Source organism: Lentibacillus halophilus (genome assembly GCF_039522485.1).
In the GTDB taxonomy this organism is placed as follows: Bacteria; Bacillota; Bacilli; order Bacillales; family Amphibacillaceae; genus Lentibacillus; species Lentibacillus halophilus.
Map to the genome: position 1 here is coordinate 315,485 of NZ_BAAADM010000054.1, position 25,603 is coordinate 341,087.

Here is a 25,603-nt window from a genome sequence, read left to right on the forward strand (position 1 = left end):
AAAAAAGCGGCAACCCAATTGGGTTGCCGCTTTCAATTTATGGTTGCATTATACTTTGACTACGTTAGCAGCTTGTGGCCCACGGTCGCCTTCCACGATATCAAATGTAACGTTTTGACCGTCTTCAAGTGTTTTGAATCCTTCTTCCTGAATAGCAGAATAGTGGACGAATACATCATTTCCTTCTTCTACTTGAATAAAGCCATAGCCTTTTTCTGCGTTAAACCATTTTACTACGCCGTTTTCCATTTGTAAATTTCCTCCTAAAACCTTTCACGTAAAACGTGTTAATACAAATCAGATAGGTGGAATATAAAAAGGCAACTTGCCAGCGAAGTCATGGATCATTTAATGCATCCTTCCACTGGAAGCTGCCTGTTCTTCATGATTCCATACATCTTCATTGCTTGTTTCTAATATAGCTTATTTCCCACCCTCAGTCAATAAATTACCCGATTTAATTGTTTTTATACGGATATGTCATTTTTAAGATGGAAGAGGATGTATAAAACAGACAATCAACAGCCATCCGGTGAGTTTATTGCGGGGATAAAGAGACGTGATCATGGGGAAGAACCAATTGATAATAAGGGTTGCTATTGCACTCTTCTGGCTCCCAAATATCGCTCCTTCCAGTATGAATTTCCCAATTTGCTTTTTTCTACACCACGCGATTCACCGGCATGAATAAATTTGTTATCACCAACATAAACCCCCATATGGGATGGCCCTGATTGATACGTTTCAAAAAACACGAGATCACCAACGGATGGTTTGCTGATAGGTTCTGTGGCATTCCATACATCACTGACAGTACGGGGAAGTTTAATATCTTCCAATTGAAAAATGTATTGAATAAATCCGCTGCAGTCAAAACCGGATGGCGATTCCCCTCCCCAGACGTATGGTGTACCGATTTGGGCATAGGCAGCTTCAACAGCTCCGGAATAAGAGGGTTTGCTTACCTTGACTTGTTTTGTCTTTTTCTTGGTTTCATTTTTAGTTGATTCTGTATTATTTTTTTTCGTTTCTGATTGGGAAGTTGTTTGGAGTTTTGATTCGGAAGGTGCATTGGCCGTTTGTGTTTCTTTCTGGTTTCTTCGTTCGGCTTGTTTTTCTGCATACATTGCTTTCAATGCATTATCATCAACAAGTTCCAAGTCCAGTTTATCTTCGGCTGTTTCCAGTGCCTTCTGTGTCAGTGGGCCATAGAGGCCATCCACTTCACCTTCGTAATAACCGAAATATTGCAAGGACCGCTGAACTGTTTTAACGTCATCATGGTTCATTTCCGGTTGAATCGTGTCTGCCATATCTTTCAACTGATTGGAATGGTGTTTTATTTTCTCAACCATTCCTCCCCCTGATATCTGATTTGACATATCAATGTTATGATCTTTTTTAAACTGCTGGAGGGCACGTTCTGTTAAAAGATTATCATTATGGTCGACCTTTTTATACAAATCAGATTTATGTTGTTGAATTCGGACGGCTTCACTATGTTTCCCGGAATGCGGCTGGTCAACCTCCGTCAATGGATCATTTTGAAGATCAGGGTATGCATTCGCATAAACAGCAAACGACTGACTTAACATGTAACTGTACAAAAACGATTGTTTTATGACATGTTGAATGGAACTATTCAGCATGCAATCATCCCCTTTCGTGAGTGACTTACTTTTAAAAGATTATTAAATGGGGTATCAATTTATGTGTGCCGGGAGTTAACGATTGTGTTACAATAGCAGGAAATATATCTTTAGCAGAACGGATGATGGGAGGGTAGACCATGTTAAAAGGCGAACGAGGGTATTTGGATCTATGCAAATACATATTGGAATATGGAACGAAAAAAATGGACAGAACGAATACAGGTACCTATTCGGTTTTTGGATCTCAAATACGATTTAAACTGAACGAAGGATTTCCGCTTCTAACAACAAAGAAAGTGCCGTTCCGATTGATCACGAGTGAGCTTCTATGGTTTATTAGGGGTGATACGAACATACGTTATTTGCTTCAACACAATAACAATATTTGGAACGAATGGGCATTTAAACAATGGGTTCATAGTGATGCTTATGACGGACCCGACATGACCGATTTCGGTAATCGAAGCCAGCGTGACGCTTCCTTTCGAAAACAGTATGAAGAACAGATGGAACGATTTAAGCAAAATATTCTTTATGACGATTCGTTTTCCGAGACCTTTGGAAACCTGGGCAATGTTTATGGAAAACAATGGCGCGCTTGGGAAACATCCCGTTATGAAACCATTGATCAATTGAAAGAAACAGTCAAGTCCATTCGCAATAACCCGGATTCCCGCAGGCATATCGTATCGGCGTGGAATCCGGAAGATGTGCCGCATATGGCTTTGCCGCCCTGTCATACACTGTTTCAATTCTATGTGGCTGATGGCCAATTGTCATGTCAATTGTATCAACGCAGTGGTGATATATTTCTTGGGGTTCCATTTAATATAGCCAGCTATGCATTACTTACTCTGTTGATGGCGCATGAGTGTAATCTTGAGCCGGGCGAATTCATTCTTACGCTTGGAGATGCACACATATACACCAATCATGCAGAACAGATGAAAACACAACTTGGGCGCGATCCAAGGCCTTTCCCGTCGCTTGAAATGAATAAAGAAAAGGAATCCATGTTTGCTTTTGATGTAACCGATTTTCAATTAATGGATTATCATCCGCATCCTGCCATCAAAGCCCCAATTGCAGTATGATTGAAAGGAGGGTTGGAACGAATGATTTCGTTACTGGCTGCAATGGACCAAAATCGGGTGATTGGCTATAAAAACGATCTGCCATGGCGCCTCCCGAACGACTTGAAGTTTTTCAAACAAAAAACAACCGGAAACACCATCTTTATGGGACGCAAAACATTTGAAGCCATTGGAAAGCCGCTTCCCAACCGTGAAAATGTCGTTATTACACGAAAACAGAAGGCCCATTTTCCGGAAGGCGTTGAGGTTGTTCATGATGTGAACACGGTACTTCAATGGAATGATGAGCATCCCGATGACGAACTGTTTATTATTGGCGGTTCGACCATTTTTGAACAATTTCTTGCGCACGCAGACCGCCTGTATATTACGTTTATTGATGACAGTTTTCCTGGAGATACGTATTTCCCTCTTTTTACAGAAAAATATTGGCAATTGACCGCAGAAGAAAAAGGGGAGCGAAATGACAAAAATCCTTACGATTATTACTTCCGTCAGTATGACCGGAGATAGTAAGGGGGATGATGCAGATGCAAGGAACTGGAGTAATTCTTGCGGGTGGTAAATCATCTCGTATGGGGACCGATAAATCATTATTGACCATCTATGGAAAATCAGCAATTACACACGTCACAGAAGAACTGAAAAAATGCAGCAGCCAGACAACGGTTATCACTAATAACCCTGCATCACACACGTTTCTTGGAATCGATATGTATACAGACCGATATAAAGACATGGGGCCGCTTGCCGGTATAGAATCCGGGTTGTATCATTCAAATTCGGATGTTTGTCTATTCGCCGCATGTGACATGCCGTTTATTGATCAGAGCATATACCATTTGCTGTATCAGTCACTCGAAAATGTTGATGCTGTTATTCCGGTATATAATGAGCGAATGCATCCACTTGCAGGTATTTATAAAAAACAGGTTCTTCCACAGGTTCAGTGCCTGCTTCATCATGATGAGCGGAAAGTGCGCACATTATTTAAGTATATTAACGTCCGATATGTGTCACATTATAAAAACATACCCGATCAAAAACTTGAAAAACATTTTTTTAACATGAACGATCCCGCTCAATACGAAAAATCAAAACAATTATAAGTTCAGTTGTACGCTGGTTGTGTCCCGTGTTACAATGGCAAGGAGATAAATTACTGTCAGACGGTGTTGCGATACGTTTTATTGTATGGACTGTCTATAAGATTGTGGAAAAAATAATCACACGGGGTGATGATAGTGGGAATAGGCAGTATTGGTATTCTGGGATTAATTTTAATTCTGATAGTGGCACTAATTATTTTTGGCCCTAATAAATTGCCAGAGATTGGTAAAGCGGCAGGGACTACATTAAAAGAGTTCAAAACATCAGCACAAGATTTAACTGGTGATGTTTCCAAAGAAGTTAATGAGGCCAAACAGGTTTTTAAAGAGGATGACAACAAATAATCATATGGAGTGATGATAATGGGAATAGGCAGTATTGGTATTCCAGGATTAATTTTAATTCTGGTCATTGCGCTGATTGTTTTCGGCCCATCAAAACTACCCGAAATTGGTAAGTCTTTTGGCAATTCATTAAAAGAATTCAAAAATGCAACTAAGGACATTGTTTCAGACGATGAGGATTCCAGAAATAATGATCATTCATCTAATCAATAACCGGATGGGCAAAGGGTGTAGGGGAAACCTTACATCTTTTTTCTGCCATAGTGGGAGCGTGAACGCATGGTTGAAGGACACGAATTTGACCAGGACAAAGACATGAATGTCGTTGGCCATTTATCTGAATTGCGCAACCGGCTAATCGTTACAGCCGTTTTTTTCATCCTGTTTTTTGTGGCGGGATTTGTGTATGTCGAGGAAATTTATGATTTTATAGCTGCGGATTTACCTTTTAAGTTAAGTGTTACAGGGCTTACTGATTTAATATCGGTTTATATAACGCTTGCAGGATTGGTTGCCATCATAGGGACATTGCCGATATTGTGTCTGCAAATCTGGCTATTTATTAAACCTGGGTTGACAAAACCGGAACGCAAAGCGACATTATGGTATATACCGATTATATTTCTTTTGTTTCTTATTGGCATTGTATTTGGATATATCATTTTTGTTCAATTGATTGTCCCATTTTTATTATCTCTTAATAATGACATGTTCAATGAAATTTTTACATATGACCGTTATTTTAAATTACTGTTCCGAATTGTTATACCGTTTGCCTTGTTCTTTGAAATACCTATTATAGCTATGTTTTTGACGCGTCTCGGTGTGCTTACGCCAGACTTTATGCGTAAAACGAGGAAATATGCCTATTTAATTATTGTTATCATCGGTGCTGTCATTACACCACCGGATTTTACGCTGCAACTTGTCGTTGCTGTTCCACTTATTATTATTTATGAAATCAGTATTTATTTGGCAGCTGTTGTGTACCGTAAAAAACTGAAAAAGCACCGTGAATTTATGGATAACAATAATAGTGACTAGCTGCTCATTGATCATTGCGTCCTGATTCACAAAGATGAAAACAGATAGAATAGGGGATTCCCGTCTACAACAAAATAGGCGCGTTTTCACCATATTCTGTCATTTCTGTGTTAAAAAATGCTGTTTTGTGCGGTTTCCCGGGAAATAGTTTGGGTGTAAGTAAAGGCTCTATCAGAACAGTGGATGTGTATCGGCCATGCACTTTTTCAGCATTTGTCACGTACAATACGATACGTAACAATCATGGAAGGGGAGGATCATAATGGTATGGCCGATGCAACAGGGTCCCAATTATCCATTTTACCAGCCACAGGGATTTTTTCCCCCTGGATTGCCTCAGCAACATTCCCCAGGTGGTTTGCAACAATTGTTTACATCCCATAACATGCAGCGTTTATTATCGCCGGATCGGATAAATAATTTTTCACAAAAACTGGGAAGCTTGCAGCAAATATTAAAAACGGTTCAATCAACGGCTCCTATCATACAACAATACGGACCGATGGTAAAAAATCTGCCAATGATGCTGCAATTAATGAAAGCATTGAACGAAAACGATGATGAAGAAGAATCAGAAAATCAGACAGCCTCTGAGACGTCTTTAGAAAGTAATGAGGAAAATGATGAACAGGATATGACGACACCGTCCATGGAAAACACGTCGGACGATAATACAAGTGATACGTCGCATCATTCAGGTGTATCAACGCCAAAATTGTTTGTTTGATTGTTTGCTACTCAGGCAAAATATTTGATTTTCATAGCTGAAAACGAAAAAATGGAACCAATGAAACCAGAACAAATGGGAGGCATTCTATGACGACCGAACTGGCAACATTTGCAGGCGGATGTTTTTGGTGTATGGTGGAACCGTTTGATGAGCGTCCGGGTGTACTGAATATCGTCTCAGGTTATACCGGCGGGCACACCGAAAATCCAACTTATGAAGACGTTTGTTCAGATCAGACCGGGCATGTAGAAGCGGTTCAAATCACATTTGATCCTGAAAAAATGCCTTATAAGGAACTTCTCAACACTTTTTGGCAACAAATTGATCCAACAGATACCGGTGGACAGTTCAATGATCGAGGCGAGTCCTACCAAACAGCTATTTTTTATCATAATGAAAAACAAAAACAACTTGCAGAACAATCCAAACAGGATTTGGAAAAAAGCGGAAAATTCTCGAAATCGATTGTAACGCCAATTATAGCCGCCAAACCTTTTTACAGAGCTGAAGAAGAACACCAGGATTATTACAAAAAACAATCATTCCATTATAGCCTGTATAAGAAAGGGTCCGGACGTGAGGCCTTTATTAAGGAGTATTGGCAGCAGAAACCGGAAAAGTCAGAACTGAAGGAAAGGCTGACCCCTGTGCAGTACAACGTGACACAGGAGAATGGAACGGAAAAACCGTTTGATAATGAATATTGGGATAAAGATGACGAAGGGATATATGTGGATCTGATCTCCGGTGAGGTTTTGTTTAGCTCACAGAATAAATTTGATGCGCAATGCGGCTGGCCAAGCTTTACAAAACCTGTTGATTCTTACCGACTGAAGGAAAATACCGATACCAGCCACGGAATGGTTCGCACTGAAGTCAGAAGCAAAACAGCCGATTCTCACTTAGGTCATGTTTTTCCTGATGGACCAGCCGATCAAGGCGGATTGCGCTACTGTATGAATTCTGCTGCTATGACATTCATACCGAAGGAAGAAATGAACGAACGAGGATATGGACAATACTTATCGCTTTTTGAATAAACCTTTTAATAATTATAGGCATTGGAACAGGAGCGTTGAAACGTGATACATTTAAACTGGCAAAATCGGGAAACCATGAAAATAGTGGAATGTGTTCATGCTGATGCTGAAAAATTTATAGTTCATCATAAGCTGACCCCTGGGCGACAGTATGATGTTAAGAATGAAACAGATGAATTTTATTTCATTGTTGATAACAGCGAACGTATTGGTGGTTTTTATAAAAATTACTTCCAAGAGATAAAATAACAGCAGAAAGATCCTGCTGTTATTTTATCTATCGGTTGCCCGTTACATATAAAGATTCGCTAACATGATTCCGAGCGATGCTTGATATATTTCATCAAACTGGGTGAAAGGAAGTGGATTGACACCCGAGCCCAATTCAACCGTAAAACCAGGGCGTTGATAATTTTTTATGAACCAATCTTTGAAACCGGCATAATTATCAACATAACGAACAGGGGTATAACCGCTCACACGACCGTATTCGTCGACTATAGTCTGTGCGGATGATGGCTCGATCCCTTCATAGCCCCAATAAATGACGTCGCCTTGTGTATGAAAAGCACTAACTCGCGAAAATTCGCGGGTATTGGCCAATGTAGCCATGGCCATTGATTCCGGTTCCGATAATGGATAGGGCCCTGGGTAGTCCCTTGGTTGCGGCGAATCGGGCTTTCTTGCGGTTTCTGTTTCCCGGCGTGCCGGATATTGATTGTTTAAATCCACGCCCGCGATATTTGCTTTCCAATTGGAAAAATCGGTGTCGTGATTATTGAGTGAAAGAACGTTTCTTCTGCGGTTACCAGCTGCCGACGCGCCATTTAATACAAGATCGACACCATCTGGATTAACCATTGGAACAACCGACAAATTCGTGTCTGTTAAGAGAGGAAGTGTGGATAGCGATCGTAATGGAAGGTTATTTGTCAATGCACGCGCGTATTCGTTTATAAAACGCATAATAACAGGAGTTGTAATCCATTCATTGGCATGAAACGATCCGTTCAAATGAACTTGTTTGTTGCCATTGCCCACTTGTATTTCAATGATATCCTTCCCCATAACAGAATGGCCGATCACCTGTTGCGTGATGAATGGATAGATTGTCGTCAGCTTTTGTATGTCGTTTATCATGGTATCAAATGTATAATGATGAAAATCCGTTAAAATCCGTTCGTTCACTCGTTCGGGAATCGCAATTGTGTCATTGATTGGCAGATGATCAGCAATTATGGATGGGTTGACTGATTGAAGCATATCAACGGACAAACGTTTTTCCTTGGCTATTTTCTTTAATGTATCATTCGGTGCCGTTGACTGATAATGAAGGGTATAACCGGGAATGTGTATGTTTCGCCCCGCTGTTAATGGTTGACCATTAATCTCTGAATTTGATTGGTCAATCAATGCAAACGGGATATCAAATAGCTCACTGTAATATTGTAATGAATCACCGGGCCGAATGGTGACTTTCAATGGTATCTCTCCTTCCCGTACTTCCGATAGTACATGATATGCATGAGTGCCTAGAAATGTGTTTTAATGCTTGAATCACGAGAAAAAATTATGTAATATTTATAATGAGATATTTAATCTTGCCTCTCATTGGAAGGAGGAAATAGCTTGGCTTTTGTTATTACATCACCATGTATTAATGAAAAATCAGGAGAATGTGTGGAAGTTTGTCCTGTTGATTGTATAGAAGAAGGCAAGGATATGTTTTATATTGATCCCGATATTTGTATCGATTGCGGTGCATGTGAGGCTGTCTGTCCGGTAGAAGCCATTTATATGGAAGATGACGTACCGGAAGAGGAAAGTAAATTTATAACAACGAACCGCGAGTTTTTTGAGAACCGCTGAGATATAAAGCACCTTGATGAAGCAAGAATCGCTTTTTACTGATGGCGGTTCTTTCTTTATAAACAACGAAGGGGGCTGTCATATCCGGCCTCTAAATAAGAATTGAAACGGACGATCAGCAGGAGATAAAATGCCTACTGATCGTCCGTTTCATTTTATGGAAAAATCCGTATACCCTTTATTATTCTGATCGAAATTTACATCCACATTTTCCACATGAATAAACGGACTGAATCCTTTTTTTAATATTTGTATAAATGAACGAACTTGTTCTGCGTCGCCTTCCGCTTCAAGTTCAACTGTGCCGTCTGTCTTGTTCTGCACCCATCCTGCCAATCGATGGCTTCTTGCCTGCTGTTGTGCAGAGTATCGGAATCCCACGCCTTGAACGCGTCCGCTGACGACGATATGTGCCAGCATCGTGACCTCTCCTTTGTCTATCATTGTATCGTTGCATACTGTTATCTTAAACATATTTTTTCCCTTTTTCCAATCATCAACTGCTGTTAAAAACATTTCACATTAATTGTCATAATCTTTTCGTGACAATAATCACACTTTCGCCATATGTTTCCATGAATAAATTGTTAGAGACCAGGTTGCGTGATATGCTGTAAAAAATCGATATTATTTTCAAAGAACACGTCGGTATCAAAAATACGAAAAGGAAAGCCCCAATGGTCGTATATCACGCTTAATAGGCTGTAAGGAGTGATAAAATGTCAGGTCCTGCTCTGAAAAATGCTGATAGCCACGCAGCTATACATGAAGCAGCATTAAACGAAGCTATCGAGTTAACGGAAATGCTCGAAAAACTCGCGGATGACAGCCAACAGGAAAAAGCGATGGAATTAGCTTATGTTCTTGTCGAGCAATGGGAGACGAGAACTCTCGCACATGCTGAATCGGAGGAAGAGGGGTTATATAAAGACCTGGTGGACGAAAATCCAGATGTAAAAGATGACATCGTGGCATTAACACGTGATCATGATTTGTTACGACTATTGATGGCTGAAATTAAGCAGTTATTGCCGGAATACGGCGTGACTAATGATGTGGTGCAACGGTTTCATTCCATGATTATCGTTGACCAGCTTCATAATCAAAAGGAATTGGATGTGCTTCCGAAGCACTGAATGATTACTTATTGTATGAGAGGTGACGTTATTTGGATTCCAATCAGACAGCATCCGGCAACGAACGGTCGCTCCGTATTATACTCCCGGAGTTATATCATTTTATAACAACTGAACTGGAAAACCGTTATAACATTCATAAATATGATATTCAGGCTAATGCAATTAAAGAAGAATCTGGATACAAGGTGATCCTTTATTACGGGGATGGATTTGCCCATCAGATGTCCCGGTCTTTGACAAATGACGTTCTTCATAACAAAAGGGAAGCATTGACGGAATTTTTGGAAGAAGCAGGCGAATCCTGCAAAGAAGTCATGATTGCTGATTATTTCCGAATGATGAAACCGTGAATCGGAAAGGATGTTTGACCCATGTTTATGTTTGAAGATGAAGCAAATATAGTAGACGATCGTGAAGATTTGCTAGCGATTTTGAAGATGAGATTTGGTGACATACCGCCAAAAATGATCGAGTCGATTTATGACATTAATGATTATGATACATTGGAACGGTTAATACTGGTTGCATCAAATGCACCAAGTTTAAAAATATTCATTGAAGAATTGAATGAGGGCAGTGGTAGTTTCCGTATATTGGGTGAACGGTTTAATCCAGTTGAAGCAACCCATGAGAGGGGTGACAAGGGTGAAAAAGAATAGAAATAAATTATTTGAAAGCTTAAGACATATTAAATCCGGAAATCATATCAATGAAGGATGGACTGAAGAAAGTACCCGCCCCCGTGATTCAGAGGATATATACAGAAGACGGTGGCAACATGACAAAGTGGTCCGTTCAACTCATGGTGTTAATTGTACAGGTTCTTGCAGCTGGAAAATTTACGTAAAAGACGGCATTATCACATCGGAAACTCAGCAGACCGATTATCCAAGCACCGGAGATGATTTTCCGGAATATGAGCCGCGCGGCTGTCCAAGGGGCGCCAGCTTTTCATGGTACACATACAGCCCAATCCGAGTGAAATACCCATACGTCCGCAGTGATTTATATTCATTATGGAAAGAAGAACGTGAAGCAGGCTTTGATCCAGTCGAAGCATGGCAGAATATTGTAAATACGCCAGAAAAACGTGCCAAATATGTACAAGCACGCGGAAAAGGCGGTTTTGTACGCGCGACATGGCGGGATATGAGTGAAATGATTGCGAGCGCGTCCATTCACACGATTAAACAATATGGACCGGATCGTGTGGCTGGATTCAGCCCAATACCGGCCATGTCGATGGTTAGCTATTCTTCTGGTACCCGGTTTCTTTCACTGATCGGAGGGACGATTTTAAGCTTTTATGATTGGTATGCTGATTTGCCTCCAGCATCACCCCAAGTATGGGGCGAACAGACAGACGTTCCGGAAAGCGCCGACTGGTATAATTCGAAGTACTTCATCATTTGGGGAACGAATCTCCCGCAGACCCGCACACCGGATGCGCATTTTATGGTCGAAGCACGCTACAATGGCACCAAAATTGTTGGTGTAAGCCCAGACTATGCGGAATATGAGAAATTCGCGGATATTTGGCTTCCGGCACGTGCCGGTACGGATGCTGCATTGGCAATGGCCATGACTCACGTTATTTTAAAGGAATTTTACGTTGATAAAGAGACACCATACTTCACCGATTACGCCAAAACGTTTACTGATTTGCCATACTTGGTCACTCTGAATGAACAGGATGGAGATTATCGCAGTGACCGCTTCCTTCGTGCGTCGGATCTAAATAATGACCACGACCTTGGCGAATGGAAAACGATCGTTTGGAATTCCGGCACAAATACGCTGGAGGCACCGAATGGCAGTATCGGCTTTCGATGGGATGGTGGAAGCAATTGGAACCTTCAGCTTGATAAGGACAATGGAACAACCATTGATCCAGAACTTAGTTTCATTGATCACTATGACGACACGGCAAACGTCAGTTTTCCCTACTTTGCCGAAAAAGAAGGAGATATTGTCAAGCGCGGTGTGCCTTACAGGGAAATACAGGATGTTGACGGAAACCATTTGAAAGTAACGACGGTTTATGATCTGATGATGGCTCATACCGGTATTGACCGTGGTTTGCCGGGCGACTATCCATCCGATTATCATGACCCGAAACCATATACACCGGCATGGCAGGAATCAATAACAGGTGTAAACCAAAATCACGTTATTAAGGTCGCCCGTGAATTCGCTGATAATGCTGAACGCACCAATGGAAAATCCATGATTGCCATGGGCGGAGGAACCAATCACTGGTTCCACAGTGATCAGATTTACCGTGCTATTTTAAACCTGGTGCTTCTGACAGGCTCACAAGGGGTCAACGGCGGTGGCTGGGCTCATTATGTCGGACAGGAAAAAGTGCGCCCGCAGGAAGGTTGGCAGCAGGTAGCTTTTGCTGGTGACTGGCAAAAACCACCGCGTCACCAGAACGGAACATCCTATTTCTATTTTGTAACCGACCAATTCCGTTATGAGAGCATTCCGGACGAATATGAAACAGAGTGGGGCGGTAAATACAGTGACATGCATCCGGCTGATTTGAACGCATTGGCAGCAAGACTAGGTTGGCTTCCATCCTTTCCGCAGTTCTCACAAAACTCCATTGACTTGGTTAAAGAAAGCCGTGACAGAGGTGCACAATCAGAACAGGAAATTATTGATGATGTTGTCGGCCAAATAAAAAATAATGAGATCGATTGGTCCATCGAGCATCCGGATGATCCGAGAAACTTCCCGCGCGTCTTTTTCAATTGGCGTTCCAATTTGCTGGGCGACAGCGGCAAAGGCCACGAATTTTTCGTTAAACATTTGGTAGGTGGAGATAACCAAGTACTCGCGGAGCCGGAAAATTCATGGCAACCAGAAACGATCAATACTGAAGGAGATGCGCCAACAGGAAAAGCCGATCTGCTGGTCAGTGTTGATTTCCGTATGACAAGTTCTGGGTTGTTCTCCGATATTGTACTTCCGGCAGCAACATGGTACGAAAAGAATGACATCAGCAGTACGGATCTGCATCCATTTGTTCACCCGTTCAACGCAGCTATTTCGCCGCCATGGGAAGCAAAAAATGATTGGAATACGTTCCGGGAGATAAGTAAAGTGTTTTCTGAACTGGCGGAAAAACACCTTCCACCAACAGAAGAACTGGTTATGTCGCCACTTGGTCATGATTCACCGGGTGAAATTTCTCAAGCCATGGGGAAGGTGAAAGATTGGCGCAAAGGTGAGACCGAAGCAATACCCGGAAAAACGATGCCAAACTTTAAGGTGGTTGAACGGGATTACCCAAATGTTTATCAACAGATGACGACGATTGGTCCGCTTATTAAAAATGGTTATGGCGGCAAAGGTGTAACTATTCCCGGCGAAGAAGTCTATGACGAGTTGGGCGGACGTCTCGGTAAATCCAAACGGGAAGGAATTGGTAAAGGAAATCCTGATCTGTACACGGATGAACAGGCTGCCAATGCCATTCTGTTAATGTCGGGAGCCACCAATGGGAAACGGGCGGTTGCCGGGTGGAAATCGCTTGAATCCAAAACCGGACAAAATCTTGAGGATATCGCCCAGCCACGTGCAGAAGAGGATCACACGTTGCGTGATTTGAGCATTCAACCACGCAATGCTATATCCACACCGGTATGGAGCGGTTTGGAAAAAGATCATCGGCGTTATTCACCGTTCACCTTAAATGTGGAATACAACATCCCATGGCGAACACTGACAGGTAGACAGAGTTTTTATCTCGATCATGAAATGATGCTTGATTACGGTGAAGGATTGCCACTTTACTTGCCGCCGCTACGATATGGACCATTCCTGAAAAAAGAATTGGGTGTGGAGGAAAACGAAAATAAATCTATTACTGTACGATATTTGACACCACACCAGAAATGGGGCATCCATACGATGTTTACGGATACGACCCATATGTCCCAACTGTTCAGAGGGTGGCAGACGATCTGGATGAACGAAGACGATGCAGCTTCCATTGACTTGAAAGACAATGACTTTGTCGAGGCTTACAATCGTAATGGAGCTATTGCTGCACGCGTCGTTGTCACGTACCGAATACCAAAAGGAACGGCTTATATGTATCATGCGCAGGATCGTACATTGGGTGTTCCTGCCACTTCCATTAATAAAAAACGGGGTGGAACCCACAACAGTGTAACGAGGGTTACATTGAAAGGAACGCATATGATCGGCGGATATTCCCAGTTAAGTTATGGATTTAACTATTATGGGCCGACCGGGCATCAGCGGGATACCATCGCAGTTATCAGAGCGCTGAAGGAGGTAGATTGGCTTGAGAATTAAAGCACAGGTAGCAATGGTGATGCACTTGGATAAATGCATCGGGTGTCACACCTGTTCCGTCACATGTAAAAACACATGGACCAACCGGCCTGGAACGGAATATATGTGGTTCAACAATGTGGAGACTCGGCCCGGAACCGGTTATCCTAAGCGCTGGGAGGATACGGAACGCTTTAAAGGCGGATGGGTTTTGAAAAACGGTAAATTACAGTTGAAAGCAGGCGGGCCTATTTCCAAGCTGATGAACATCTTTTACAACCCGGACATGGCCACAATGGATGATTATTATGAACCGTGGACCTATGATTATCAACACTTGATTAACAGTCCTAAAAGTGACAATCTGCCTGTAGCACGTCCGAAGTCCATGATTACAGGTAAATATATCGACAAACCTGAGTGGGGATCCAATTGGGATGATGATTTGGCAGGGGGAACAGAAGTCGTTTCACAGGATCCCACCGTTGAAAAACTGCAGGAGCATATTTCACTTGAATATGAAAAGACGTTTATGATGTATCTGCCAAGAATCTGTGAACACTGCTTGAATCCTTCGTGTGTAGCATCCTGTCCGTCCGGCGCCCTTTATAAGCGGGATGAAGACGGTATTGTTCTTGTGGATCAGGAAGCATGCCGCGGTTGGCGTTTTTGCATGAGTGGATGTCCGTATCATAAAGTGTATTACAATTGGAATACTCATAAAGCGGAAAAATGTAATTTCTGCTATCCACGGACAGAAGCGGGGTTGCCAACGATTTGTTCGGAAACCTGTGTTGGCCGGATCCGCTATATCGGTGTTGTACTGTACGACGCGGACAGAGTCAAAGAAGCGGCATCCGTTGAAGATCCGCAAGACCTATACGAATCACAGTTGTCCGTCTTTCTTGATCCATTTGATCCCGACGTCATTAACGAGGCACAAAAAGCAGGAATCACTGATGAATGGATTGAAGGGGCGCAAAATTCACCGGTCTACAAAATGGCTATGAAATGGAAAATTGCGTTGCCCTTACACCCGGAATACCGGACATTGCCGATGGTTTGGTATGTACCGCCGTTAAGTCCAATTATGAATCATATTACCAATGAAGAGGATTTGAGTACTGATGGCTATATACCGGCTGTTGATCAAATGCGCATACCTGTGCAGTATTTAGCATCCATTCTTTCCGCAGGTGACACGACAGTCATTCGGAACGTATTGTTGAAATTAACAGCCATGCGGGTATACATGCGGGGAAAAACAGTTGGTGGTGTGGATGAATTCAGACAAAGCGAATTGCTGAAAGAAGCCAACACGGATCCGGAAGAAATAGAGGATATGGCACGATTACTCGGAGTAGCCAAATATAATGAACGATTCGTCATTCCAACCGGACGCCGGGAAATGGATGATGATCTGTATTATGAACAAGGTGCTTGCAGCCTGGAAGATCTGGCACCACCTGAAGGCCTTACCGACTATTCATCTGAAAGAAAAACATCGCCAGGTGAAATGGTGACATTCACCTCAGGAGGCAAGAAGTAATGGAACAACAAGAACGCCTATTGCTCATTGTTGGCGCCCGTTTGCTGGCATACCCTGACGAAACATTTTTTGATGATATTGAAGACATGAAGGATGAAATGAAAAACGATAGCACGTCAATGGACACGCAGCAAAAAGCAACTGATGCTCTCCAGGCATTCAATCCTTATGCCATCGACGAATTGCAAACGGAATATGTGTCCACATTTGATCTCCGGGCAAAAAATGGGCTGTATTTGACAGCTCATGAACTCGGAGACAGCAATAAACGTGGTGCAGCATTGATTAAAATGCAAAAGATTATTAATCAAGCGGGATATGAACGGATTGACAACGATTTGTCTGACTATATCCCTATGCTTCTGGAGTTTCTTTCTGTTGCGCCGGACAGTCGTGATAATGAACGACTGATTCGCAGACTCTCGGTAGCCATTCATCGCATATGGAGCAATCTTCCAGAGGGCAATCCGTATCGTCCATTTCTGCAATTATTAATGGAAACGGTTTTCCCTGAACCAACAAAGAAAGAAATAGAACAATTAGAGTATGAACGGGAAGAAGCTGATTTGGAAGAATTGCCATTTCCTATTACGTACCAATAACAATTACTATTTGTGTTTTAGCTGTACTCTAACATTAACATTCAGGGAGGAATGGGATATGGGTGAAATCTTCTGGTGGGTCATTATTCCATATATTACCGGTCTGATTATGATCCTCGGATTAATATACCGTTTCGCTTACTTGCAATTGACTTGGGCTGCTCCTTCAACAGAGTTTTTTGAGAAAAAATGGCTGCGGCTCGGCTCCCCGTTATTCCATTGGGGTATTGTGTTTGCGTTTATCGGGCATGTTATGGGAATGGTCGTACCAATTGAGTTTTATCATGCGTTTGGTATACCGGATCATTTATATCATTTTGGCGCCATTTATGGTGGCGGTTTAGCCGGATTGATGGTTGTTGCAGGCCTTATCATTCTTCTGATCCGGAAGATAGTTATCGATCCTGTACGGGTACATGCAACGTTTGCTGATTTCTTTTCCATCATTGCATTGCTCGTCGTTTCCGGCTTGGGCGTTTACATGTCCATTGTTTACAATTTAACGGTTGTAGAATATGAATACCGGACAACCATTGGGCCTTGGTTCAGAAGTTTATTTATCCTTCAGCCAAAATATGAATTGATGGGCAGCGTTCCATTTATATTTAAGGTGCATGTTATCGCCGCTTTCGGGTTATTTGCAAGCATACCGTTTACGCAGCTGGTTCATTTTTATAGTCTGCCGGTCAACTATCCGGGCAGAGCACCACAGCAATACCGGTCCAGATCCCAATACAAACATTTAAAAATTAAATAATAGCTTATAAAAGAACTGAATGTCTTTTTCAATTCTTTTATTTTTGCATAAGATAGCGTGTCTGTATCAATCCTAGAAGTGACTGCGATTACGAAAGGACTGATACACATGGCAAGCAGTCTGCACGTACCACAATTTCCTAAAACCTATTGGCGGGCATCGGTATCATTGCCTGAATTTTCTTCATTGGATACGTCTATTAAGACGGATGTCGCAATTGTTGGCGGGGGTATAACTGGAATAACAGCGGCTTACATGTTGACAAAACAGGGCATGAAAGTCACGTTAATCGATGCTGGAAACATCTTGAACGGTGTTACCGGTCACACAACTGCCAAAATAACCGCACAGCACGGCATTATTTACGATGAACTGATGCAACATTTCGGGGCTGATAACGCATCGCTGTATTATCAGGCATGCAGCGACGCGAAACAATGGATAGAAGAAACCATCTCTAAACATGATATAAACTGTCATTATCAAAACGAAGACGCCTACATTTTCACGAATAAGGATGACTCTATATCAAAACTGGAAACGGAACGAAAAGCCTATGAGCAGCTAGACATTCCCGGGGAACAATTAGACAGTATCCCTTTAAATATCCCTGTCCAATCCGCTTTGAAAATGAAAAACCAGGCGCAATTTCATCCACTGATGTATTTAAAACAGTTGGTGGAAGAGGCGGTCAATGACGGTCTGGAGATATACGAACATACGACTGCAACGGATATCGAATATAACAAGCATCCAGCCATTATCACGAGAGATGAACACCGCATTACATGCAAATACGTCATTCAAGCATCTCACTATCCTTTTTATGACGGCCAGGGGTTTTATCCGACACGAATGTATCCGGAACGAGCCTATATTATTGCTGTTAAAACACCGGAAACATTCCCGGGTGGTATGTATATCAGTGCCGATTCCCCGACACGATCCATACGATCCACATCAATGGATGGCGAGGATTTATGGCTGATCAGTGGTGAGAATCATAAACCGGGGCAAGGCGAATCAACAATGAATCATTACGATGCCTTAATGAACTATGCGGAAAACACATTCGGTATATCTGAGTATGTATACCGATGGTCGGCGCAGGATCTGACCACTGTTGATAACCTTCCTTACATTGGACCGGTCACGAAAAAAGAGGACAATATTTTTGTTGCAACCGGTTACCGTAAATGGGGAATGACAAACGGGACCATTGCAGCAAAAATCCTTAGTGATCGCATTTTAAATAAAGATAATCCATATGCAGCGTTATTTTTACCATCACGTTTTCATGCTGACCCGGCCATACGTAAATTTACGAGCATGAATACTGACGTTGCTAAACATTTAATCAAAGGAAAACTTGAATATACGATTGACAATATAAAGGATCTCGCGCCGGATGATGCAGCTGTAACACGTATTAACGGTAAACGTACCGGTGTTTATAAAGATAGTGAAAATAATTTATACGCTGTTGATACAACCTGCAAGCATCTTGGGTGTGAGGTAAATTGGAATGCAGGTGACCGGACTTGGGACTGTCCGTGCCACGGATCGAGATATGCCTATACAGGTGACGTTATCGAAGGACCTGCGAAAGAACCATTAAATAAAGTGGAATTGTAATAAAATGAATCATTGATGGATGTAGCAGAATGAAATGCAATATATGAAATCACGTTGCACACAGCACACACTATAGGTTGTTAACGTGCAGCGTGATTTTTGTTTCATCTCACTATCACAAGTAAACTTAGGATTGACACATGACAACCTCCTTTTTAAATAAAACTTCCTATAATATATATTATGTAAACCCGTTTATAAAAGAACCGAGGGAAGCTTGTGCCCCGGATTGCCAATGCCTCCCTCGTTTTCAATTCATGGCACATATATACGTTATCATTCTTATATCTTTTTGTCCATTTCAATTTCAGGCGTAATGTTTTTGAAAAAAAGCATTATTGTTACTCACGTTTCCTGAATATAAATGGATATAATCCGGTCAGTTTCAGAATTATAAATAACTGTTCCTTGAACGGTCATGCGCTCTTGGTTCGCTTGGAGTCTAAACTGGTATGTTTCTTTATTTTTTTCCGGTGATACTTGTGTTTCATCGGTAAGTTGATACTCGGTTACTTGATAGGACGGATAAGCTGTTTGGGTGATCTTGAGTAAATATTCCCCCCATTTTTGCTGAGAGGTCCCATTCGTTGGAGTTATTTCAACATTGGCAACGCCTTGCTGTGGATTGATCCCCAGTGTCTGGAACGCCCGTCTGTGCAAATTAATTTGATTCTTTGAATACCCGGGCACTTCATCAACGACTGTCACCATAATGTCTCTTCCAGTAGCGGGGTTATGAATTTTCAATGTTTGCCCGCATTCGTACGGGGAATTAGTGCCGACCGCTGCCGTCATATATTGATTCGTAGACCATGGTATGCCGCATTTGGTAAGCTGTCCGCCTTCTGTCCAAGTTGCCTGCCCGCTGATTGTCTGTTGACGAAAATCGTTACCCTGCGTCGTTGGTATATAGCTGTGCCAATTCGAATAAATGTAATCATCATACGCTGGATAAAAATTTGGATATTGCCTATACATGGTTTTCCTCCTGTCAGAATGAATTCCCTGTTATGATATGCGCCTTTCACAGGTTCGTGACAGGTGTCTTCAACGGGAAAACCATGGACTCCAGATGAGAATATCATTCATCAAACAGATTCATGCTCAAATACCGTTCGCCGGTATCCGGAGATATACATAATACATGTTTGTCCGGTCCTAGGCGTTTGGCGGTCTTTATGGCTGCTATAACAGCCGCGGCACCGGATAAACCAGTAAATATACCTTCTTTCTGTGGCAGTAATTGAAACATGTCAATGGATTCATCGTCTCCGACTTGGATAATCTCATCATAAATGGATGTATTTAAAATATCAGGAATAAATCCAGGACTGGTGCCTACTAATTTATGTTTGCCCGGTTCACCGCCTGACAATACTGGTGATCCCTTAGGTTCGGCAACAGCAATATACAGACCAGGAATTTTTTCTTTCAGCACTTCACCTGTACCGGTTATTGTGCCACCGGTTCCGGCAGTGGCGACAAATGCGTCCAATTGTCCATCCATCTGATCATAAATTTCGAGTGCTGTTGTTGTCCGATGAATGTCGGGGTTGGCATTATTTTCAAATTGTTGTGGAATAAAACTATTAGGTATTTCCTGGTGCAATTCTTCAGCTTTCCGAATGGCACCAGGCATTTTTTCATCACTTGGTGTTAACACGACCTTGGCACCAAATCCCTGCAGAATGTTTCTCCGTTCCGCGGTGCTGTTATCCGGCATGACGAAAATCGCGTGATATCCCTTGGCTGCAGCACTCATCGCAAGGCCGATACCGGTATTCCCGCTCGTCGGTTCGATAATGGTGGCACCGGGTTCAATCAGACCTTCCTCCTCTGCTTTATCAATCATACTGTATGCCGCACGATCTTTCACACTTTTGCTCGGATTAAATGATTCCAGTTTAATAAACACTTCAGCAGCATCTTGCGGAACAATGTGATTTAATCGGACCACCGGGGTTTCCCCGATCAATGACGTCATATTTTCAACTGATTTCATTAATAGTCACCTTTCTATTCCAACGTTTTTCATTATGATCATATTATAGAACTTTTCCTGACATTTTTTCAGGTACAAGCGATAACCAGTCGCTCAAGCCATATGAATGATATAGGAACTGCTGTTGATCAAATGTTTGCAGTCGACCGGTTTAACAGATTAATAAGATCAGAAAATTCCAACTTTGTAAATGTTTCTTCGACTACCGAGGCGTCATAGCACCATGACGCCTCTTCCGGCGTGCACTTTATCGTAAGATCACACTTGATTTCTGCGAGTTTTCGCGATAAATGAAGCATTTCCAGATTGTCTTTTATTTTGTTCTGTGATCCATGAGACAAATATTCCATATTAGCAAGAAGGCTGTCAATTGTCCCGTATTCCTGCAGTAATTTTAGTGCCGTTTTCTCGCCAATTCCCTTTACACCGGGGTAGTTATCCGAAGCATCCCCCATTAATCCCTTTAAGTCTATTATTTGTTGCGGGTGAATCCCTTTTTTATCGTAAAACGTTTCATTGTTGAACACGTCATAGTTGCCGATCCCTTTTTTCATGATTGCGACAGTGATCCCAGTATCAACGAGTTGCAGCATATCTTGATCACCCGTTAAGATTAACACGTCGTGATCAACAGAGAATTGACCCGCCAATGAACCAATGCAGTCATCGGCTTCATACAAATCCTGTCCAACGTTTGGTATGCTAAACGCACTTGTAACCTCTTTGATCAATTCAAATTGAGGCACAAGCTCTTCGGGTGGCTCAGACCTGTTTGCCTTGTAGTCGGGGAACAACTCTGTGCGGAATGTTTTGCTTCCCATATCCCAGCAGCAAATGACATGGGTTGGTTCAAACCGATGCAGTGCATCAAGGAAATACCGCAAGAATTGATAAACAGCGTTTGTTGGAACCCCGTCTTTCGTGTATCTATAATGGCCGGATAATGCTGTTGCATAAAAACCGCGAAAAAGCAACGCCATGCCATCCACAAGTAAAATCTTCTGTTGCTTAGTCATATTTATACCTCCGCCATTTCGTATTTTTCCAACATGGATGTAAGAACATGGGCATTTTCCTTCAACGTTTGCATATCGGCCGGTTTTTCTGTCAACATTGCTGTTTGTCGGTTTGCATAGCTGTCAATATGATCATAAATCCACTGTTGTAAATCACTTATCATTCGGTACCATTGATTCGTATAAGTTTCTCTCATCACCTCATGATAATCATCAATATATTGCTTCGCATATGCGTATAAACGATTTAGCAGCGCGTCTTTCATAATTTCTTTTTCATTTTTAGCGAAGAATGCTTTGGTTCCTTTAAATTGTTTCAATTCATACGGAAAGCTTTGAGCATCAAGTTGCTGAAACGCCTGTTCATACTCCGGGGTGTTCAACACAGGCTGGTCGGCATCCGGCAGCATAAATGCACTGTCCATATCTCGGACCTTGTTCACATAATGGCGATGAACATCTTGTTTGAGCTCGGTAATAAAGGATTCTATTCGCAACGAGACAGCCCGAAGCTCCTGCATCAAGTCGTAACCCGAGTACTCAAGCAGATTGGCCAAGCAATTTTCCAGCTGACGTTGAGCCTCTTTGCCGGAAGCCGTGATTGTTGCTGGGTTGAATGTTTCCTTGAACATATCATGAAAACGGATGGAAAAACGTTCGAGTACATAGTGTAACTGTTTTTCCAGTTTTTGATCGATTTTTTTCGTGTACGTGGATGCATGTAATTCATCCGTCCATTTTTTCAGCGATGCCACCTCCGTTTTCAATGAGGCCTGAAATTGCTCTTTTTCTTTTGCTCCCCACTGAAGTGCATCAACATAGTGGCGCATTTCGTTAAGCGTTCGTTGCATATCCCATACAGCTGCTTGTTTTGTGATGGATGTCAAATCTTCGTGAATAAAATGATTCAATGATTCTTCAATAGCCAACACTTCGTTGTTAAGCGGTTTTCCGTCTCTTTTTTCCTGAATGGTTTGTCTGCTGGATAAAGGAAACAATTTCGGAAAGCGGATACCATACGAAATTAAGTATTCTTCAATATATTGGCGGACTGTTTCTAATTCGCTTTTATCCTCAGCAAGATCGGAAGCATTCATAATAAAGAACATTTTGTCCATCTGAAATGATTCCTTGACCCGCCCCAGTTGCACAAGAAAATCCTTATCCGCTCTTGAGAAAGCATGATTGTAATAGGTGACATAACATATAGCGTCCGCGTATTTAATATAATCAAAAGCAACCGTTGTGTGCCGCGCGTTCACCGAGTCAGCCCCAGGTGTATCCACTAATGTAATCCCTTGACGTGTTAATGGACAGTCGTAGTAGAGATCGACGGATGCAATGAAACATGCTTTTCTTTCATCAGTAACATAATCGTTTAACTCACCAACTGGAACAGTCTTTTGTTGAGCCATGTTGGAACGCATATTGTCGTATCCATCAAGTACAGCTTGGAGATAATTTTGACTGGTTTTCTCCAAGTCGGCAGAATGAACGAGATTGGTTTGTCTTATCCAAGTCAACAACTCGTTTAAATAGTCAAAAGCAGGTACTGTAAAATGGTTAATCAGTTTTTGAATATCTGCGATTAGTGTGCTCTCATCTTTTATCGTGACGATGGCCGTGCCATGCTTGTATGTGTCATTGATCGGATTGATTCGATTAATGACAGCTGTTGTCGGATTAGGAGATGAAGGCAATACAGATTCTCCCAGCAACGCATTGGCAACAGAAGATTTGCCCGCACTGAATGCACCGAACAACGCTATGGTATAGGATCGATGCTGAAGGCGTTCATATTTTTGGGTCAAATCATGGATAAGCGTTTCAAAACTTGGCAAACCGGAAATCATGTCGATTGTTTTTGTTAGCTCGCTGAGGAGTGTATTTATTTGTAAGTCTGTCGTTTCAGGTGATGGTTTCGTTTGTTCCTTTTTCTGGTCAGCTTGCCCGCCATCAGTAACCGTTGCAACAGAAGCAACATTCTCCGGCCATTTCGTTTCATAGGTTGTGTCTAAAGCGTTGTCTAATTGTTCTAGGGATGACTTAGATGCATCCGGATGTTCAAGTATTTGATCCATATGTCTGTACTGTTCTGCTAAATATTCCTGCAGCTTCTGCAAAGTTTTCTGCTTTTCATTAGCTTCTTCCAATTGCTGATATTGAGTTTCATATGCCACCAGTTTTTTATTGAGTTGTTCTTTTGCTTTATTGTTGATTAAATCCAATAGATGCAACGCTTTCTGTTTGAATTTCCGCTTAATATCTTCACTGACATCATTCGTGTAAACCAGAACATAATCTCCGGTAATTTTTGCGCCCGGTTTGATTAAATCACGCAGCATTTCTGTATCGTAAGAAACCATCACTGTTTGAATTTGTTCAGTCATATGTGGATCATCGAGTTCATAATAGGCAAGTAATTCTGTCCATTTGTCTCTTAACTTCCATTGGATGGATGTTTCCAAATTTTTCTGAAGGTCGTCAAGGAAATCATTTGACCGTTTGGTTCGCTCCACATCTGTCTTTTTCTTTGATCCGAATAATCCGACTTTAAAATCGTTTTGTTGAGCTTCCAGGAATAGATGAGCCTTGTCTCTCAGCTTCGCCGGCATTAAATACGCATTTTTTAACGTTGTATTCAATTCGTGAAGAAATGCGTCTTCTATTTGCTTTGGTTTGTTTTTTAATTGAATCAATTTCTCATTCACTTGTTCTATACGCTCATTGAAGTCGTCAATTTCTTCTATATCCTGAAGTCCATGATTAGACACGTCATTTTCATACGACGCGAGCAGATAGTGTTGATGGTCATCCCGTATTTGTCTTACCGAACGTTCAATATTATAAAGTGTTGGTTTCTCGTCGGTCATGAGAGAAAACAGTCTGGACTTAATGGCCGAAGCTTGGTTAACCTCCATATTGTCGTCCTTTATAGAAGAGTAATAAATAGACTTAGGATAAACTTCCCATTGATCAAACGTTTGTTTAACTTTTTTGAAGAAGTCCTCAAACGTCAATTCATCAGGATTATGTTTATCAATTTGATTGATAATAATAAAAACAGGTATTCCGTATTTCTGAACTTTTTTCAGGAACTCAAGATTCACTTCCGACTGTACATGGTTATAATCCATAACATAAAACAGCACATCCATCAGATGCAACGATGATTCCGTGATCATTCCATCGGTGTCATCAGCCGCATCTACACCGGGAGTATCAATAATAGTGGACCCTTCCGGCAAAATAGAATTCTGCAAATGGATATCTATTTTTTTAATAGTCCCTTTTGTCTTGGCAAACGTCTTAATATCATCAATATTATAAGCTTCTTCGTCATACGTGCATATAGTACCGTCCTCTAAATAAAGTTGCGCGCCCCCGTTGCCGGATTGAATCATTACGATATTGGCACTGGTTGGTATCGGACTTTTCGGCAGGATGGACGTTTCCAGAAGATAATCAATCATAGACGATTTCCCAGCGGAAAAGTGCCCGGAAAAACCAATCATCAAGCTCGAACGATTCCATTTTTCATAGACATCCAATAATTTTTCAGCGTTTTTCGTATCACCATTTTTTAGTATAAATTGATAAAAGGAAGCAAAGTGCTGCTTGGTTAGTTGGTTTTCTTCTGTTTTCATAGGCATAAGACTGTTTCCCCTTTTGTTAACACTTATTGCCTTCCATTATACGTGGATAACCACAG

26 protein-coding genes are annotated in these 25,603 nt (G+C 41.8%); 18 read left to right on the top strand and 8 right to left on the bottom strand.

The genetic code is table 11. From position 1 onward, the window contains the following. Positions 1-48: 48 nt before the first annotated feature. On the bottom strand, positions 49-249 hold the full coding sequence (locus ABDZ72_RS11380) for a cold-shock protein (protein WP_343753157.1): 201 nt from the start codon (positions 247-249) through the stop codon (positions 49-51). Positions 250-596: 347 nt separating this feature from the next. Then, the gene (locus ABDZ72_RS11385) at positions 597-1,649 is read right to left on the bottom strand and encodes a C40 family peptidase (protein ID WP_343753159.1); all 1,053 of its coding nucleotides are present in this window, start codon (positions 1,647-1,649) and stop codon (positions 597-599) included. 140 nt (positions 1,650-1,789) lie between these two features. On the opposite strand from ABDZ72_RS11385, the gene ABDZ72_RS11390 reads away from it, so the two are divergent. The 9 genes from ABDZ72_RS11390 (at position 1,790) to ABDZ72_RS11430 (ending at position 7,263) form a co-directional block, all read left to right on the top strand. Next, positions 1,790-2,746 (top strand): thymidylate synthase, encoded by a 957-nt coding sequence (locus ABDZ72_RS11390; protein ID WP_343753161.1) that lies wholly within the window; start codon positions 1,790-1,792, stop codon positions 2,744-2,746. 21 nt (positions 2,747-2,767) lie between these two features. Beyond that, positions 2,768-3,259 (top strand): dihydrofolate reductase, encoded by a 492-nt coding sequence (locus ABDZ72_RS11395; RefSeq protein ID WP_343753163.1) that lies wholly within the window; start codon positions 2,768-2,770, stop codon positions 3,257-3,259. A gap of 17 nt (positions 3,260-3,276) precedes the next feature. Beyond that, positions 3,277-3,855 (top strand): molybdenum cofactor guanylyltransferase, encoded by a 579-nt coding sequence (gene mobA, locus ABDZ72_RS11400; RefSeq protein WP_343753165.1) that lies wholly within the window; start codon positions 3,277-3,279, stop codon positions 3,853-3,855. A 129-nt stretch (positions 3,856-3,984) separates the two neighbouring features. Next, complete coding sequence (gene tatA, locus ABDZ72_RS11405) at positions 3,985-4,200, top strand: twin-arginine translocase TatA/TatE family subunit (protein WP_343753167.1); 216 nt, start codon at positions 3,985-3,987, stop codon at positions 4,198-4,200. 18 nt (positions 4,201-4,218) lie between these two features. Next, positions 4,219-4,413, top strand: coding sequence for a twin-arginine translocase TatA/TatE family subunit (tatA, locus tag ABDZ72_RS11410; RefSeq protein WP_343753169.1), 195 nt, complete (start codon positions 4,219-4,221; stop codon positions 4,411-4,413). A gap of 66 nt (positions 4,414-4,479) precedes the next feature. Continuing rightward, entirely contained in the window at positions 4,480-5,244 is a 765-nt protein-coding gene (gene tatC / locus ABDZ72_RS11415) for a twin-arginine translocase subunit TatC (RefSeq protein WP_343753171.1), read from the top strand. A gap of 262 nt (positions 5,245-5,506) precedes the next feature. Beyond that, entirely contained in the window at positions 5,507-5,971 is a 465-nt protein-coding gene (gene vrrA / locus ABDZ72_RS11420) for a VrrA/YqfQ family protein (RefSeq protein WP_343753173.1), read from the top strand. Positions 5,972-6,060: 89 nt separating this feature from the next. Then, complete coding sequence (msrA, locus tag ABDZ72_RS11425; protein ID WP_343753175.1) at positions 6,061-7,014, top strand: peptide-methionine (S)-S-oxide reductase MsrA; 954 nt, start codon at positions 6,061-6,063, stop codon at positions 7,012-7,014. Positions 7,015-7,056: 42 nt separating this feature from the next. Then, positions 7,057-7,263: a DUF6501 family protein gene (locus tag ABDZ72_RS11430; RefSeq protein WP_343753177.1), complete on the top strand. Its 207-nt coding sequence runs from the start codon at positions 7,057-7,059 to the stop codon at positions 7,261-7,263. Between the two features lie 42 nt (positions 7,264-7,305). Here ABDZ72_RS11430 and ABDZ72_RS11435 read toward each other — a convergent pair whose 3' ends face one another. Continuing rightward, positions 7,306-8,496, bottom strand: a complete 1,191-nt coding sequence (locus tag ABDZ72_RS11435; RefSeq protein WP_343753178.1) for a M14 family metallopeptidase — start codon at positions 8,494-8,496, stop codon at positions 7,306-7,308. A 147-nt stretch (positions 8,497-8,643) separates the two neighbouring features. Here ABDZ72_RS11435 and ABDZ72_RS11440 point away from each other — a divergent pair, with 147 nt between their 5' ends. After that, positions 8,644-8,883, top strand: coding sequence for a 4Fe-4S dicluster domain-containing protein (locus ABDZ72_RS11440; RefSeq protein ID WP_343753180.1), 240 nt, complete (start codon positions 8,644-8,646; stop codon positions 8,881-8,883). 150 nt (positions 8,884-9,033) lie between these two features. On the opposite strand, the gene ABDZ72_RS11445 is transcribed toward ABDZ72_RS11440, so the two are convergent. Then, a complete protein-coding gene (locus ABDZ72_RS11445) occupies positions 9,034-9,303 on the bottom strand; it encodes an acylphosphatase (protein WP_343753182.1) in 270 nt (89 codons plus the stop codon). A 299-nt stretch (positions 9,304-9,602) separates the two neighbouring features. On the opposite strand from ABDZ72_RS11445, the gene ABDZ72_RS11450 reads away from it, so the two are divergent. From ABDZ72_RS11450 to ABDZ72_RS11485, 8 genes are all read left to right on the top strand, one after another. After that, positions 9,603-10,019, top strand: coding sequence for a hemerythrin domain-containing protein (locus ABDZ72_RS11450; RefSeq protein WP_343753184.1), 417 nt, complete (start codon positions 9,603-9,605; stop codon positions 10,017-10,019). A gap of 32 nt (positions 10,020-10,051) precedes the next feature. Then, positions 10,052-10,372 carry a hypothetical protein gene (locus ABDZ72_RS11455; RefSeq protein ID WP_343753186.1) on the top strand — a complete coding sequence of 107 codons (321 nt, stop codon included), beginning with the start codon at positions 10,052-10,054 and terminating at the stop codon, positions 10,370-10,372. 21 nt (positions 10,373-10,393) lie between these two features. After that, positions 10,394-10,681 carry a hypothetical protein gene (locus ABDZ72_RS11460; protein WP_343753188.1) on the top strand — a complete coding sequence of 96 codons (288 nt, stop codon included), beginning with the start codon at positions 10,394-10,396 and terminating at the stop codon, positions 10,679-10,681. Beyond that, on the top strand, positions 10,668-14,351 hold the full coding sequence (locus tag ABDZ72_RS11465; RefSeq protein WP_425542377.1) for a nitrate reductase subunit alpha: 3,684 nt from the start codon (positions 10,668-10,670) through the stop codon (positions 14,349-14,351). The genes ABDZ72_RS11460 and ABDZ72_RS11465 overlap by 14 nt, the downstream gene beginning before the upstream one ends. After that, positions 14,341-15,879: a nitrate reductase subunit beta gene (gene narH / locus ABDZ72_RS11470; protein WP_343753190.1), complete on the top strand. Its 1,539-nt coding sequence runs from the start codon at positions 14,341-14,343 to the stop codon at positions 15,877-15,879. Before ABDZ72_RS11465 ends, narH begins: the two co-directional genes overlap by 11 nt. Then, the gene (narJ, locus tag ABDZ72_RS11475) at positions 15,879-16,481 is read left to right on the top strand and encodes a nitrate reductase molybdenum cofactor assembly chaperone (protein WP_343753192.1); all 603 of its coding nucleotides are present in this window, start codon (positions 15,879-15,881) and stop codon (positions 16,479-16,481) included. The genes narH and narJ overlap by 1 nt, the downstream gene beginning before the upstream one ends. Positions 16,482-16,539: 58 nt before the next feature. Beyond that, entirely contained in the window at positions 16,540-17,238 is a 699-nt protein-coding gene (gene narI, locus ABDZ72_RS11480; protein ID WP_343753194.1) for a respiratory nitrate reductase subunit gamma, read from the top strand. A gap of 108 nt (positions 17,239-17,346) precedes the next feature. Then, positions 17,347-18,873: an FAD-dependent oxidoreductase gene (locus ABDZ72_RS11485; protein WP_343753196.1), complete on the top strand. Its 1,527-nt coding sequence runs from the start codon at positions 17,347-17,349 to the stop codon at positions 18,871-18,873. Positions 18,874-19,218: 345 nt separating this feature from the next. Here ABDZ72_RS11485 and ABDZ72_RS11490 read toward each other — a convergent pair whose 3' ends face one another. From ABDZ72_RS11490 to ABDZ72_RS11505, 4 genes are all read right to left on the bottom strand, one after another. Further along, positions 19,219-19,851 (bottom strand): DUF3889 domain-containing protein, encoded by a 633-nt coding sequence (locus ABDZ72_RS11490; RefSeq protein ID WP_343753198.1) that lies wholly within the window; start codon positions 19,849-19,851, stop codon positions 19,219-19,221. A gap of 103 nt (positions 19,852-19,954) precedes the next feature. Next, positions 19,955-20,875, bottom strand: coding sequence for a cysteine synthase A (gene cysK, locus ABDZ72_RS11495; protein WP_343753200.1), 921 nt, complete (start codon positions 20,873-20,875; stop codon positions 19,955-19,957). Between the two features lie 128 nt (positions 20,876-21,003). Continuing rightward, positions 21,004-21,891, bottom strand: coding sequence for a 5'-3' exonuclease (locus tag ABDZ72_RS11500; protein WP_343753202.1), 888 nt, complete (start codon positions 21,889-21,891; stop codon positions 21,004-21,006). Between the two features lie 2 nt (positions 21,892-21,893). After that, positions 21,894-25,544 carry a dynamin family protein gene (locus tag ABDZ72_RS11505; RefSeq protein ID WP_343753204.1) on the bottom strand — a complete coding sequence of 1,217 codons (3,651 nt, stop codon included), beginning with the start codon at positions 25,542-25,544 and terminating at the stop codon, positions 21,894-21,896. Positions 25,545-25,603: the final 59 nt, after the last annotated feature.

Coding starts and splice junctions, on each gene's coding strand:
- tatC (WP_343753171.1), top strand. CDS start 4,480: ATGGTTGAAGGACACGAATTTGACCAGGACAAAGACATGAATGTCGTT.
- tatA (WP_343753169.1), top strand. CDS start 4,219: ATGGGAATAGGCAGTATTGGTATTCCAGGATTAATTTTAATTCTGGTC.
- ABDZ72_RS11505 (WP_343753204.1), bottom strand. CDS start 25,544: ATGCCTATGAAAACAGAAGAAAACCAACTAACCAAGCAGCACTTTGCT.
- vrrA (WP_343753173.1), top strand. CDS start 5,507: ATGGTATGGCCGATGCAACAGGGTCCCAATTATCCATTTTACCAGCCA.
- ABDZ72_RS11485 (WP_343753196.1), top strand. CDS start 17,347: ATGGCAAGCAGTCTGCACGTACCACAATTTCCTAAAACCTATTGGCGG.
- ABDZ72_RS11385 (WP_343753159.1), bottom strand. CDS start 1,649: ATGCTGAATAGTTCCATTCAACATGTCATAAAACAATCGTTTTTGTAC.
- ABDZ72_RS11490 (WP_343753198.1), bottom strand. CDS start 19,851: ATGTATAGGCAATATCCAAATTTTTATCCAGCGTATGATGATTACATT.
- narI (WP_343753194.1), top strand. CDS start 16,540: ATGGGTGAAATCTTCTGGTGGGTCATTATTCCATATATTACCGGTCTG.
- ABDZ72_RS11460 (WP_343753188.1), top strand. CDS start 10,394: ATGTTTATGTTTGAAGATGAAGCAAATATAGTAGACGATCGTGAAGAT.
- mobA (WP_343753165.1), top strand. CDS start 3,277: ATGCAAGGAACTGGAGTAATTCTTGCGGGTGGTAAATCATCTCGTATG.
- msrA (WP_343753175.1), top strand. CDS start 6,061: ATGACGACCGAACTGGCAACATTTGCAGGCGGATGTTTTTGGTGTATG.
- narJ (WP_343753192.1), top strand. CDS start 15,879: ATGGAACAACAAGAACGCCTATTGCTCATTGTTGGCGCCCGTTTGCTG.
- cysK (WP_343753200.1), bottom strand. CDS start 20,875: ATGAAATCAGTTGAAAATATGACGTCATTGATCGGGGAAACCCCGGTG.
- ABDZ72_RS11390 (WP_343753161.1), top strand. CDS start 1,790: ATGTTAAAAGGCGAACGAGGGTATTTGGATCTATGCAAATACATATTG.
- ABDZ72_RS11450 (WP_343753184.1), top strand. CDS start 9,603: ATGTCAGGTCCTGCTCTGAAAAATGCTGATAGCCACGCAGCTATACAT.
- ABDZ72_RS11445 (WP_343753182.1), bottom strand. CDS start 9,303: ATGCTGGCACATATCGTCGTCAGCGGACGCGTTCAAGGCGTGGGATTC.
- ABDZ72_RS11395 (WP_343753163.1), top strand. CDS start 2,768: ATGATTTCGTTACTGGCTGCAATGGACCAAAATCGGGTGATTGGCTAT.
- ABDZ72_RS11500 (WP_343753202.1), bottom strand. CDS start 21,891: ATGACTAAGCAACAGAAGATTTTACTTGTGGATGGCATGGCGTTGCTT.
- tatA (WP_343753167.1), top strand. CDS start 3,985: ATGATAGTGGGAATAGGCAGTATTGGTATTCTGGGATTAATTTTAATT.
- ABDZ72_RS11380 (WP_343753157.1), bottom strand. CDS start 249: ATGGAAAACGGCGTAGTAAAATGGTTTAACGCAGAAAAAGGCTATGGC.